We start from the raw sequence: 13,060 nt of genomic DNA, 5'->3' as shown, positions 1-13,060 counted from the left end.
CAAATTAACGTAATATGAATATGGCTAATCTTTTAAGTCTACCTTTGAATAGACGCAAGTATCCCTTAGCTCCTTCTCTTCCACTGAAAGGTCGTCATTTCTAAGTACTCCCTCTAACTTAAAACCCAGTCTTTCGGGTATAGCCATACTTTTCGAATTATTTGAATCGCACCTTATTTCCACTCGCTTTGCACTTAGTTCTTTAAAGGCAAACTCTGTTATGCCTGCTACAGCCTCAGTTGTATATCCTTTTCCACTAAAACGGGTGTCTGCCCAATATCCTATTTCAAACTTGGGGACATCCCAATCGATACGGTGTAGACCTGAGGAACAAACCAATTGCCCTGTTTCTTCAAGAAAAACAAGCAATCTTAGATCCTCCCGTTTTAAAAACTTGACATGGGATTCACGTATATTTATTTCAGTTTCTTCCTCGCTTTGGTCATTTTGAGCAAACGGCATCCAGGGCTTTAATTCTTTAATTGAAGCTTTTATCGCACTATGTACGGCCTTTCCGTCCCCAGGTTTCGGCATCCTAATTAGTAATCGGTCTGTTTTAAATTCATGAGGAAATTCGAGTAGTATAGGATTCATATAAAAGGACTCCTTTCGTCTAACAAGTCTCATCATATTTAATAATGATGAAGGTGATGAATTTCAATCTTATTCCATGTTGATTTCCAGTCTTTTTGCACTATACGCTCTTTGTAAATAGCTGATACTCCCATATTATTGATGAAGTAAGGGTTCCACTTCAGTAGTTTTAGTTTTTAATAGCATCGATAATTAAAGATGGAAAAGCTACTCCATCACCCTGGTTTCTGGGATCATACTTCTTCGAGCGAAAAATAACCCCCTCTTTTCCCTCCCACTCATTTTGTCGAAAAACGCCAGCTTCATCGCAGTATTCAAGTAACCTTACTTCAAAACCAGCTTCTTCAAATAAGTGTGTTAAAGTCTTATAATTATGTACGTATTTGTGACTAGCTGCAGGATGATCTTCAGGCCCAGGACCGCCTACCTTAACCATATTCTGATAGGTCTCATTCCTAAAAAAACCATCTGGTACAGCACAACGGACATAACCGCCTGTCTTTAAAAATTCAAAACAATTTTTTGCAGCTGCTTTTCCTTCTTGATAGGTCAAATGCTCCCAAACATGTTCAGCTAATATGGCAGATAGACTGTTTTCTGAGAACTCTTTTATCCAATCGTTCTTATTGAGTAAGTTAAGTTCTGTTTCTTGAGTTTGCCTCCAACCAGGGTTATTGTTATATTCGCCAGCTCCAATCACCACTTTTTCATGGCTCATTATCCACCGCTCCTAACCATCATTTCATTATTGCCGTCTTTGCTAATCGATCTTTCTTTTAAACACATAACTTACCTTGTCGTAGTCCATCCGTTCTTCATAAAAACGATGCGCCTCCATTCGTTGCAATCCCGATGATAAAGCAACACTTTCATACCCATTTTCGTTCGTCCATTCATGTACAAAAGTAAGCAGCTTGTCTCCATATCCTTTTGAACGACTTTCGCTGTTTGTTACAAGGTCACACACCCACACAAACCGACCATAGTAAAGGGTGATCATAGGTTTAAACCCCGTTACAGCAACGATTTCACCTCGATCATATAGGGCAAAAAGCCTGTAGCTTTCCTTTTCTTTTGCTTCTGTTACAAGTGCTAAGTATGTTTCTTCATCTAGATGAGTTCGTAGTTGATTCATAACTGGAAAGGCCTCAAGTATTGCTTTGTGAGATTGTAATTCTTTAATCACTGTATTTTTCATAAGATCCCTCTTTCTGATTAAATATGATACTTCTCCTTAAATCAGGACTTAAATTACTCTAGAACCCTCGCCGTTGCCGTCCTATATTCATCCCTGCTATGGTCAGTTCATTTTTATGAAGAACGGCTGTGTTCACTATGTTTAAATACAAAGTCCTCTTTTGCAGGTTGCTTTACAGGAGCTTTTTCCACTGTCCGCTTGCGGAAAAGTCTTCGGAACCATTGGCTGCGGTCAATCGGTACACCGACACGCTTTTGCTGAACTTCTTTAATTCCCTGAATGACAAACTGCATAGCAATGATGACGACCATGAATCCGAGAAGCGGAGGAATGATGTACCACCATCTCCCTGTCATCAAAGCATTTTTAGATGATCCAACCAGTCCAGACCATTCATATGTTGTTGATTGCGGCGGGTCTTGCATAAACCCGCCGCTTGAGACGATGGTTCCGCCGAAAAATATGTCGAGAACGCCTAAATGAACGAAGATGAGCAGGGTTTGGATGAATTGCTGGCCAAAAACAATTCCCATACGAGCACTCAGATGGGGTAGCAAATGCTTCCACAGTAAATGAACCGAACTGCCACCTAACACCTTCGTACTCAACACAAATTCTTCCTTCATAATCAACTTCATTTCGTTTCCAAATAACATGATGACGAGCGGAACCGCTAATAAGGTAAGAATAACTGCCTGGTAAATAATGCGCTCCACTTCCGTAGTCGTAAAACCACCCGGGGGCATCAAAAGGACAGGGCTCAGTAATAAATAGGCGATGACGGTTAAAGGGAGAAAATGCATCCCATCCACAAGTTTTTCTAGCACCCGTTGCAGCCGTGGCGGACAGAAAAAAGCGTAAGGAATGGCCAGGATAAATCCAATCGTTACGCGGAGGAAAGCAATCGCTATTCCAAATAGAACGGTGTATTTTGCCCCTGTTAACAGCTGGTCAAGAATACTAAACCCAAGTTCATCTGTACCTAGAAACACGTATTCAGGACTGTGCGGAGCGGCACTGACCAGTTGACCATTTTCCCCATAGATGTGATAAAACTTATCAACTAGCGGATCGGCAGTTGCTGTATAAATCACACTGATAGCCACAATAACAAAAATGACACCAAAGCCGATGAGGAATTTTATATTTTTAAAATGGACGCCTGCTTCACGAAAGAACTGCTTTAGCCATTTTCCGCTTGGCCTTCGTGAAAAAGAATCAACAAAGCGATTCATCTTCAAATTGGTTTCTTCGGCTATTTTATTTTCCTTAAAAATAAACAATTCTGTTCCCTGGTAGAAGACAAAGAACGGTGTAAATAACATGGTCAAAATAACTGTTGTTACGATCGGTCTAAAATCATTCATGAACGCCGTTGTAATGCCGTTGATATTAAAAATATATTCAATAATAAGCAAGCTGGATAATGCACCCCACAGAATAATCTTGGAGTGGTAAAAGACACTTTTAATAATGTTTCTAAGAATATGAATGTTGAGGATGAACGATTTAACCATGCCTTTACTTTTTGCCATCTGCACATAGGATTTCGTCATTTCTTCATCTAACTGAACTAAGATGATTTTGTATAATGAAACCATTGGAAGGATGGCCAACGCGATGATAGGCAGCCAATAAATTTTCTCTTGGCCAACTGTTACGAAATCCATGAACAACACATTTGTCTGCTTATACAGCCAAACAATCAGTAACTGAAAGCTGAAAGCGAGGAGCAAGTCTGGAACAGCTTCTACTAGATTTAAGAAGCGCATAACGATCCGTTTTAAAATCGCTGGCAGAAAAAACGTCCCGACTGCAAATACAAACGCTAAAATGAATCCTACGGCAATGGCGCCGAAAAAGATTGTCATCGAGTAACGATAAGGTTCCCACAAATACGGTAGCAACGGCTCAGGGCTGCCTTTAAAAAAATACACCCATTCGGAGGGTTGAACCATGTTACCGAATAAATTTGTAAGTTCATCTAGGTATGCAGGCATGTTGAGAAAGGTTCCCGCTCTAAATAATGCAGGTGATGCACTGATCAGTAAAATGCCAAATAATCCAAATACATAATAAGATAAAAACTTGATTATCTTCATTTTTTAACCCCCGAAAGCTTTTAACAAGCCTTTCTGTTTTTTAATTTTTATAATTATCAGTCACCTGTATGTAAAAAAAAGATACACTGTATAACAGTATATCTTATCTACTATCTATATTAATGAATACGGCGGATTTTTTCAATAAAATTCCAACCATCTGTTATTTCTTCACTAGAATAGTTTTGTTTACTCTTTACAGTGTGTACTTTCTCGGTAATCTCATCTTTAGGCAGATGTTCAAAGAAAAGCATCGTCGAAACGAGTTCAAGAAAGCGGGAGCTCTTGGCATTCATTTCCTTCATATGTTGATCAAACGGCGGAAGTTTTACTGACGATTGTTCTAGAAACTCACGGCCGGAATCTGTAATGCGGTACCGATACTGGTAGTAATTCTTTTTCTCCTCTTTGGCTTCACTTATAAAACCTAAATTGCACATTTCCTCGATTCTAAGCGTCAACTCCTCAGAATAGGGTCCATAAAAGTGAAATTCATACCGCTCCTCAAAAGGGATTTCACACTTTTTCAAGATGTAAATCATTTTTTGCAGCTTTTTTCGTCCTACGATATCTTCAGAGCTTGAGAAGAACTGCATTAGCTTTGCATGATTCTCCAACATAACGGCTCCACTCCTTATCCAAACAAAATTTCCATAATACGCTGTTTCGTCTTGCTTCGACTCGACATTTCCTCAAGAAAATCGAGAGGAATATACAATTTATGATCCGTCCGCTTCTTTCCGGAAATCGATTCAACGATATCGGATAGACGGGACAATTCCTTAAGCTCCTGATTTGGCTTCAGTAAATGAATCGGCAGGCGCTCGCCTTCTTCCCCGGGACGGTAAAAGTCATAGGGCAAGTCGGAACTTGAGTCAACAACTAAATAGTAGTCTGGATTCAAACCTGCTTTGTCGAACAGCTTATAAAGCTCCATCCATTCATTCATTTGCAAATTAGGGTTAAATTCAATGTATTTAAAGAGACGCCGGTTAACGAAACGTTCACATAGATCAGATAAAACCGGGTCGTCCTCATTCATCCACATTTGGAAGTAGTAGAGCGTAATCGATTCATCTAACGCTAAATACTCTCTTAAATTCGGTTCCCCTTTGAAAAAGGAGAGGAAGTGTGTCGGTTCAAGTTTGAAAGTGTAACCTTTCTCATGAAGCTCTTTTGCGCGGTGGAGGATCTTTGACAAAATTACTTCGGCACTTCTCGTTACCGGATGAAAATAAACTTGCCAATACATTTGATAGCGGCTCATAATGTAATCTTCTACTGCATGCATGCCGCTCTCTTTCACGACGACTTGATCTTCCATCGGGCGCATTACACGAAGAATCCGCTCCATGTCAAAGTGTCCGTAGCTTACACCTGTGAAATAGGCATCACGCTGCAGATAGTCCATCCGATCCGCGTCAATTTGGCTGGAAATCAGGCTGACAACAAGCTTATTTTTATACGTTTTATTAATGATATCTGCAACTTTTTTCGGAAAGCCTTTCTCCACTTTTGAGAGCACTTGATTGATCTTTGTGTCCCCAAGAATAATCGCTTGCGTAAAGTCTTCATGATCGAGCTTAAATACTTTTTCAAACGAGTGAGAAAAGGGACCGTGGCCGAGATCATGCAGCAATGCAGCCGCTAAGCATAGCAGCCGTTCTTCTTCATTCCAATTCGGACGATCCTTAAAGTTGCTAATGATCCTTCTAACAATCTCATAGACTCCGAGTGAATGGTTGAAGCGGCTATGCTCTGCCCCGTGAAAGGTTAGGTAGCATGTCCCAAGCTGCCGGATTCTTCGCAACCGCTGAAATTCCGCGGTGCCAATCAAATCCCAAATCACACGATCACGTACGTGTATGTAACGGTGAACGGGATCCTTAAATACTTTTTCTTCACTTAATTGTTCGTCACGATAGGCCATTAGCTTATCCTTTCTTCACGACATTTCCTACTATTATATACCTTATTTTAATATAAAAAAACATCTTGACAGATACGAAAATGCCAACCGAACTGAGATACTATGTAAAAGCTTAAAACACAAAAAAGACTGGTAAGTTATCAACCTTACCAGTCTCTTATTAAGTTAAAAGAAAATTATCCTTTGTGCGGATCGACGTAGTCAGGAAAGTCTGTGATAATACCATCCACTCCCACGCTTAATAGAAAGTTTGCTGACTCTTGATCCCTAACAGTATAGGGGTGTGTCTTCATACCAAATTCATGAATACGGTTTACAAGATCTCCTGTAATCATCGCTTTATTTGGATTGAAATACTCTGCATAGGAAGAGAAGTTTGCCAGTTGTTCATTTGAGACCCCCTCTTCACTATATCCAAGCAGAACCCCTACTGGCATAGACGGCAGAATCGAATGAAAAGTTTTCATAGATTCATGGTCAAAAGATTGGACGATGATTTTATCATTTTCAGGCTTATGCATATTGCGGGCAACGAGGGCAGCAGCTACCTTTTGCTCAATTCCTGGATATAGGGATGGCGATTTCAACTCAATTAAAATCCCGGACCTTCCTTTATAGGCATCAAGCACTTCCCCGAGTGTCGGAATTTTTTCACCAGCAAATTCTTCACTGAACCAGCTGCCTGCATCAAGCTGTCGCAATTCCTCATATGTAAAATCCTTCACCTGTCCGGATCCATTTGTCGTGCGGTCGACTGTGGTATCATGAATGACGACAAGCTCTCCATCTTTACTCATTTGAACATCAAGCTCAAACATTTCCGCTTTCATGTCGACTGATTTTTCAAAAGCTGCCATGGTGTTCTCAGGCGCATATCCGGAAGCTCCTCTGTGGGCAATGGTCAATGTTTGCTGGCGATCCTTATTCTTCAATTCATTTGCCGATACGGATTCTCCTGACGTGCTAAATACTCCCATAAATAAAACCCCCGTGATCAAAATAAACAAAAAACGCGGCATATACTTCTCTCCCTTCTTTTGGTATCTCTAACTCTATCAATCTTACATTAAAGGAATATATAGGTAATATTGTGTTTTTGTAAATTTAGGTAAATCTATCTAAGGGAGGTTTTTTCATAAAGGCACTTACTCCTTTCATCTGTTATAATAAGTACGGTTTACTAAAAAGGAGAAACATTTTCATGAACAACATTCACACATTATTACACCCTAAAACATATCGTTTCATTGACCAAAGCAGCTTAGGGCCTGGATTTTCGGCCCTCCAATCATTTGCGACAGATGATGCCCTGGCTATCTCCGTTGGACAAGGGACGTCTCCGACTACTGCAAGGTTATGGGTTCATCATCATACCGTTGTGCTCGGCATACCCGACGCACGCTTGCCTTTTATATCTGAAGCTGTCGATTATTTAAAAACACAGGGATATCAGGTTATTGTGAGGAATTCGGGCGGGCTTGCTGTGGTACTTGATGAAGGCGTTTTGAACCTTTCTTTCATTTTTCCTGATTCAAAAGAGGTCAATATCCACGAAGGGTATGAGGCAATGGTCGTGTTCATCAAGCATCTCTTTGCAGATCTCACTGACGAAATCGAGGCCTATGAAATTACCCAATCTTATTGTCCAGGAACTTATGATTTAAGTATCAATGGACGGAAATTTGCCGGGATATCACAGCGTCGTGTTAAACAAGGATCAGCCGTGCAAATTTATTTAGACGTGACAGGAAGCGGCATGGAGCGGGCACTTTTGCTCAAGAACTTTTACCAAATTGGAAGACAAGATGAGGAAACCCGCTTCAGCTATCCTTATATCGATCCATCGGTTATGGCGTCAATGAACGAGCTGTTAGGAACCCAGTTAAGTGTCGCTGATGTTCGCGACAGGATCCTATATCAGTTGAGGACGTTATCAGAAAGAGTTGTCGTTCAGCAGCTTGAAGGTGAGGAAATAGACTCATTCAATAAACGATTTGAACAAATGATTGAGCGAAATGCAAAAGCACTCGAGCGGATGGAATAACGCACGAGTGCTTTTGGTTTGCCTACTATGGAATTGCGTGAAATCTGAGGTTAATTGCACATAATTTTAAATAATTGCACGTAAATCCAGATAATTGCACATTTAACGGAATAATTGCATATTTGATAAAAAATGAGCCTGAAAGCTGACTAGCCTCCGGGGCATTTTTTAAAGAGACTGTGCCGCGGTAATGATCGCAAGTTTATAGACATCATCAGAATTACAGCCGCGGGACAAGTCGTTGACCGGCTGGTTCAGCCCTTGCAAAATTGGCCCCACCGCGTCAAAGTTACCTAGACGCTGAGCGATTTTGTATCCAATGTTCCCCGCTTCAAGGCTTGGAAAAATAAACGTGTTGGCCTCACCTTTTAATGGAGAATCAGGCGCCTTTTTCTCGGCAACAGAGGGAACAAATGCAGCATCAAATTGGAACTCACCGTCGATCAGCAAGTCTGAATTCTGTTCTTTAGCAAGCTCCAGTGCGTCCGTTACTTTTTCCGTTTCAGTGGACTTTGTTGAACCCCTAGTTGAAAAGCTAAGCATCGCAACTTTAGGATCAATGTCAAAAAGCTTCGCAGTATCAGCACTAGCCAACGCGATTTCCGCCAGGTCCTGGCTGTCTGGTGAAATGTTGATAGCACAATCTGCGAATACATATTTCTCCTCGTCACGAACCATGATAAATACGCCGGATGTTTTCTTTATGCCGACCTTTGTCTTAATGATTTGCAGGGCTGGACGTACGGTATCAGCTGTAGAATGAGCCGCACCACTAACGAGCCCTGCCGCTTCGTTCATATACACGAGCATCGTTCCGAAATAGTTCTCATCCTTTAGAACTTCACGTGCTTTCTCCTCTGTTACCTTGCCTTTACGGCGTTCCACAAAACTTGCAACCATGTCATTAAAAGCATCGTAGTTTTCCGGGTCAAGAATTTCAGATGTAGAAATATCCACTCCTAGCTCTGATGCTTTCTGTTCTACTTTTTCTTTATTTCCGACTAGTACAGGTGTGACTAATCCTTCTGCACCTAGTTTACTGACAGCGGTCAGAATACGGTCATCTAACCCTTCAGGGAACACGACCTTCTTACCTTTTCCATCAATTTTAGCCTTCAGCGTGTCAAATAGGTTACTCATATTGACCCCTCCTATTTCTTATTCTGTACTATATAATAAGATGTTTTGTGTTTAATTAAAAGTAATATGATAGGAAATATTTTGGTAAAGCGATTACATCTTCAATGTACCCTACTTTTTTGTTCACAATACCTTCAAATTTCCTGAACTGATGCGGGTAGGGCAATTGTGTTATATTGGGATAGGAAGGATTACTTAAACATTTTATATAAAAAGGAGCGATCAAGCCATGCCAGAAACAGTTGTTACGGCGGATGGTTGGTATTGCCTGCATGATTTCCGCTCAATCGATTGGACCTCATGGAAATATGCAAGCAGTGAAGAACGCGAACAGGCCATCAGCGAATTTCACCAGCTGATTGGAAAGTGGGATGATACGGAGAAAAGCAAACAGGGAAGTCATGCTTTATATACAATTGTCGGTCAAAAAGCAGACTTTATGATGATGTTTGTTCGTCCTACTATAGAAGAACTGAATGAACTTGAAACGGCTTTTAACAAGTCCAAACTAGCTGAATTCACTGTGAAAGACTATTCTTATGTTTCAGTAGTTGAACTATCGGATTACATGGGGCAAGTGGATGAGGAAGATCCAAATATTAAAGGGCGCTTGAAGCCGATTTTACCGAAATGGAATCACATTTGCTTTTATCCGATGGACAAGCGTCGTCAAGGGAATGATAACTGGTACGTACTTGAAAAAGATGAGCGCGCGACGCTGATGTACGCTCACGGCATGACTGGGCGTCAGTATGCAGGTAAGATTCGTCAAATCATTACTGGTTCTATCGGTTTAGATGACTGGGAATGGGGCGTTACGCTATTTGCACACGATGTGCTGCAGTTTAAAAAGCTCGTTTATGAAATGCGCTTTGATGAAGTAACCTCCCGCTATGGCGACTTCGGTTCCTTCTACGTTGGAAATCTGCTGAAACCAGAATCCGTTGAACAATTCTTACACGTATAACCTAGCTTCTAAAACAGCCCCTAAGCAGGGCTGTTTTTTGTTTTACAGTTACTTCCACCTCAGGTCATCCATAAAATGGATGACCTGAGGTGGAAGTTTATTCCTTTATACGGTTCGTTTTTGGATGTTGATGCTTCCTGCGGTATAGAAGATGATGAAACCTGCTCCGATGGCGATTATTAGTGATTCGATAGGGACAGAAAACACGCCTCCTTTAGGCATCATCATCATAAATGGCTGTACCCATGGATAAATGGGACTGAATGTTTCTGAGTTCGCTACTAACATATTAGGCAATGTAAGGATAACATTGACAGTGAACGGTGCTGCGAAGCTTGACCAAATCATCGCTAACCATAAAGTGACCGCGATCAAAGGCAGTGTTGAGATCAAGCCACCAGCCATGCATTTAAGTACCAGTTCAAGTGGTATAGCTCCCCGATTTCTTTGATCGCCCCCACTAAAACAAAGGCCCCGGAAAACATCATTTGATTTAATACCACTAATCCATATACTATCAAAAACTTGGCTGCATAGACTTTCTGCCTAGAAACGGGCATACTAAACAACCGTCTCCATCCTCCATTCTGGTGCTCGTACCGACAGATGAACCCTGAAAATACGCTCACCATTAATGGAAGCAAAAGCAACGAATGTACTGGCACCATAACCATGAATAAAAAAGCCCATCCATTCGTCCCTTCTTCCATAGGAGGAGAGGCTGTAGAGCCGATAACCCCTGCTAATATCGGGCTGACAAATAACAGCAGCCAGACTTTCGTTTTTCTTATTTTCAAAAACTCTGAAGAAAGCAATGATAACAGCATTAGGCAATATCCCTTCTCTTAAAATCAAGTACACCAACGAAAACAATTAAGAATCCAACTAGCAAGCCGAGTCCTACAAATGGAAGTGGATCTTTTCCTGGGAACATCAGCGGCCATTTCCAAATCAACCAGTCTGGTGCTTCATAAGCATAGGTTGAGAAAACAGCAGCGAAAATGCCAATAGCCAGCGGTCCAGCCTGATTTTTTGCTGCAATCGACATCCAAAGCTGCAGGGCCAAAACCGGAAGTCCTGCCAGGAAGGGGTAAAAGCTATTTTCCAGGATAGCGACCATTGGAAAGTTCCAGCCAAATCCCAACACTACTCCAAGGACAATTGTTCCGATAAACAATAAGATAGATGATAATCCGATCATCATTGCGGTAATCAAAAATTTTGAAATAAACACATCTCTTCTTCTTACAGGCAATGCTAATAGTTGCTTCCAGGAGGTTTGCTTATGTTCAATCGAGGCGATTTGCGAAGCTAAAATCGCCATTCCTAACAATAAGGCTGGACAGACGAACATGTTGACGAACTGAATTAACGTCCCCCATCGATCAGGGTAATTCTGCATGATCCAGTCATAGCGTACCCCATAGTTCACCCCTTGAAGAGCTATCACCCCAAATGGCCCTAAGAACACAAGCAGCCAAAACCATTTCCGCTTTACTTTTAATAAATCAGCTCGCAGAATGGGCAGCATGTGACCCGCTCCCTTCCCTTGTCAGATCCAGAAAAATATCCTCGAGAGACTGGCGTTGTTCCTCAATGCGATAAACAGGAATCCGCTGGTTTACCAATGTGGCTACAAGTTCCGAAATGTATTCATCTCTTCCATCTTCCATATAAATATAATCGTCATCACTCTCAACCACATATCCTGATTTAAGCAGTTTCGATTTGGCCACAGCCCCGTTCCCTACCCTCAGACGAATGTGCGGACGAGCTTTGCTCCTTAACTTTTCAATTGAATCCTGATAAATCATTCTTCCTTTCGAAATGATTCCAACTTGTGTCGCCATCTGATCAATCTCACTCAGTAAATGGCTTGAGATCATCACGGTAATCCCATACGTTTCTGGCATCGATTTGATTAATTCCCTCATCTCATGTATCCCGGAAGGATCAAGGCCATTCGTTGGCTCATCCAAAATAAGCAATTCTGGATCTCCGAGTAAGGCCGAAGCAATGCCTAAACGCTGCTTCATGCCGAGCGAATATTCTTTCACAAGCCTGTGGGCATCTTTTGTCAAACGAACAACAGATAATACATGGTCAATTCGCTCCTTTGGTACTTGCAAAAGCTTTCGCAATGTTTCCAGGTTTTCTTTACCACTTAAATGTTCATAGTAGGACGGGGACTCAACGAGAGAACCTACCTTGCGAAGAATATCAATCTTGTGATTCTTTAAATCTTTGTTAAACACCTGAATACTTCCGCCACTTGGCTTCATCAGTCCCAGCAGCATTCTGATCGTTGTTGTTTTCCCTGCGCCATTAGGACCGAGGAATCCGTAAATCTCCCCTTTTTTAATCGTAATATCCACACGGTCCACTGCGTTTGCCTGTTTAAATGTTTTTAACAATCCATGGGTTTGAATAATCGTTTCATTCACCACTCATCACCTCTACACCCATGTTACACACCCTTATTTAAATGAAACTCAAGGTTTGTTTAAATTTGGTTTAAATTTCAGGAAACCTTTTACAAGTTTCATCCGTACATTATAATGAAGGAGGTTAACACACGATGAAAAACCAACCCCGAATTAAATTGCCTGCCTCTACATTCGAAAAATTCTCTACCCTGCTTTCCTTTCTCGCCATTGTTGTTGCCTTTATTTATTTGTTTATCGTCTGGACTCGCATCCCCGATACCATACCTGTTCATTTTAGTGTAAGTGGAGAACCTGATCGATATGGTGGGAAGTGGTCTGTTGTGGCTCTTCCTATTATTTCTCTATTCATCTGGGTAACCTTTACAATGCTTGAAAAATATCCTCACGTGCATAATTACATCGTCAATATAAATGAAAACAACGCCGGAGCTCAATATAAAAATGCCGTGCTGATGCTGAGTATGTTAAAACTCGTCATTGTTCTAACCTTCTCTTATTTAACTTGGGCCAGCATTCAGATCGGCCTCGGTTATCAGGAAAGTCTAGGATTATGGCCCATGATTATTACGCTTGGAGGAACCTTAGGGGTGACTTTCTACTTCCTTATCCGCTCCCTGCTGTTAAAATAGGACGCCTGC

Annotated in this window: 15 protein-coding genes; 3 read left to right on the top strand and 12 right to left on the bottom strand. The window is 41.3% G+C overall.

The genetic code is table 11. The annotated features are described in order from the left end of the window. Nucleotides 1-24 precede the first annotated feature (24 nt). From MUO15_RS16580 to MUO15_RS16550, 7 genes are all read right to left on the bottom strand, one after another. Nucleotides 25-594 carry a GNAT family N-acetyltransferase gene (locus MUO15_RS16580; RefSeq protein ID WP_245030961.1) on the bottom strand — a complete coding sequence of 190 codons (570 nt, stop codon included), beginning with the start codon at nucleotides 592-594 and terminating at the stop codon, nucleotides 25-27. A 169-nt stretch (nucleotides 595-763) separates the two neighbouring features. Beyond that, entirely contained in the window at nucleotides 764-1,312 is a 549-nt protein-coding gene (locus MUO15_RS16575; protein WP_245030960.1) for a class I SAM-dependent methyltransferase, read from the bottom strand. Between the two features lie 42 nt (nucleotides 1,313-1,354). Next, the gene (locus MUO15_RS16570) at nucleotides 1,355-1,792 is read right to left on the bottom strand and encodes a GNAT family N-acetyltransferase (RefSeq protein WP_245030958.1); all 438 of its coding nucleotides are present in this window, start codon (nucleotides 1,790-1,792) and stop codon (nucleotides 1,355-1,357) included. Between the two features lie 113 nt (nucleotides 1,793-1,905). Beyond that, nucleotides 1,906-3,894 (bottom strand): ABC transporter permease subunit, encoded by a 1,989-nt coding sequence (locus tag MUO15_RS16565; RefSeq protein WP_245030956.1) that lies wholly within the window; start codon nucleotides 3,892-3,894, stop codon nucleotides 1,906-1,908. Nucleotides 3,895-4,013: 119 nt separating this feature from the next. Continuing rightward, nucleotides 4,014-4,514, bottom strand: a complete 501-nt coding sequence (locus MUO15_RS16560; RefSeq protein ID WP_245030954.1) for a YwgA family protein — start codon at nucleotides 4,512-4,514, stop codon at nucleotides 4,014-4,016. Nucleotides 4,515-4,528: 14 nt separating this feature from the next. After that, nucleotides 4,529-5,824 (bottom strand): HD domain-containing protein, encoded by a 1,296-nt coding sequence (locus tag MUO15_RS16555; RefSeq protein ID WP_245030952.1) that lies wholly within the window; start codon nucleotides 5,822-5,824, stop codon nucleotides 4,529-4,531. A 176-nt stretch (nucleotides 5,825-6,000) separates the two neighbouring features. Next, nucleotides 6,001-6,843 carry a glycerophosphodiester phosphodiesterase gene (locus tag MUO15_RS16550; RefSeq protein ID WP_245030950.1) on the bottom strand — a complete coding sequence of 281 codons (843 nt, stop codon included), beginning with the start codon at nucleotides 6,841-6,843 and terminating at the stop codon, nucleotides 6,001-6,003. Between the two features lie 182 nt (nucleotides 6,844-7,025). Between MUO15_RS16550 and MUO15_RS16545 the strand changes: the two genes are divergently transcribed. Next, complete coding sequence (locus tag MUO15_RS16545) at nucleotides 7,026-7,868, top strand: octanoyl-[GcvH]:protein N-octanoyltransferase (RefSeq protein WP_245030948.1); 843 nt, start codon at nucleotides 7,026-7,028, stop codon at nucleotides 7,866-7,868. 168 nt (nucleotides 7,869-8,036) lie between these two features. Here MUO15_RS16545 and pta read toward each other — a convergent pair whose 3' ends face one another. Beyond that, the gene (pta, locus tag MUO15_RS16540) at nucleotides 8,037-9,008 is read right to left on the bottom strand and encodes a phosphate acetyltransferase (protein WP_245030946.1); all 972 of its coding nucleotides are present in this window, start codon (nucleotides 9,006-9,008) and stop codon (nucleotides 8,037-8,039) included. A 229-nt stretch (nucleotides 9,009-9,237) separates the two neighbouring features. Between pta and hemQ the strand changes: the two genes are divergently transcribed. Then, on the top strand, nucleotides 9,238-9,975 hold the full coding sequence (hemQ, locus tag MUO15_RS16535; protein WP_245030944.1) for a hydrogen peroxide-dependent heme synthase: 738 nt from the start codon (nucleotides 9,238-9,240) through the stop codon (nucleotides 9,973-9,975). Nucleotides 9,976-10,080: 105 nt separating this feature from the next. On the opposite strand, the gene MUO15_RS16530 is transcribed toward hemQ, so the two are convergent. Genes MUO15_RS16530 through MUO15_RS16515 form a run of 4 tightly spaced genes read right to left on the bottom strand, consistent with a single transcriptional unit; the run spans nucleotide 10,081 to nucleotide 12,419 of the window. Continuing rightward, nucleotides 10,081-10,368 carry an ABC transporter permease gene (locus MUO15_RS16530; protein WP_245030942.1) on the bottom strand — a complete coding sequence of 96 codons (288 nt, stop codon included), beginning with the start codon at nucleotides 10,366-10,368 and terminating at the stop codon, nucleotides 10,081-10,083. After that, on the bottom strand, nucleotides 10,365-10,802 hold the full coding sequence (locus MUO15_RS16525) for an ABC transporter permease (protein ID WP_245030940.1): 438 nt from the start codon (nucleotides 10,800-10,802) through the stop codon (nucleotides 10,365-10,367). Before MUO15_RS16525 ends, MUO15_RS16530 begins: the two co-directional genes overlap by 4 nt. Next, on the bottom strand, nucleotides 10,802-11,506 hold the full coding sequence (locus tag MUO15_RS16520; protein WP_245030938.1) for an ABC transporter permease: 705 nt from the start codon (nucleotides 11,504-11,506) through the stop codon (nucleotides 10,802-10,804). The genes MUO15_RS16525 and MUO15_RS16520 overlap by 1 nt, the downstream gene beginning before the upstream one ends. Further along, nucleotides 11,484-12,419, bottom strand: a complete 936-nt coding sequence (locus tag MUO15_RS16515) for an ABC transporter ATP-binding protein (protein WP_245030936.1) — start codon at nucleotides 12,417-12,419, stop codon at nucleotides 11,484-11,486. The genes MUO15_RS16520 and MUO15_RS16515 overlap by 23 nt, the downstream gene beginning before the upstream one ends. Before the next feature lie 134 nt (nucleotides 12,420-12,553). Between MUO15_RS16515 and MUO15_RS16510 the strand changes: the two genes are divergently transcribed. Beyond that, a complete protein-coding gene (locus MUO15_RS16510; RefSeq protein ID WP_245030934.1) occupies nucleotides 12,554-13,051 on the top strand; it encodes a DUF1648 domain-containing protein in 498 nt (165 codons plus the stop codon). Nucleotides 13,052-13,060: the final 9 nt, after the last annotated feature.

The sequence above is a fragment of the Halobacillus amylolyticus genome (assembly GCF_022921115.1).
Lineage (GTDB): Bacteria > Bacillota > Bacilli > Bacillales > Halobacillaceae > Halobacillus_A > Halobacillus_A amylolyticus.
Note: the sequence above shows the minus strand (reverse complement) of the source record. Positions and strands in the feature narration are given on the sequence as shown.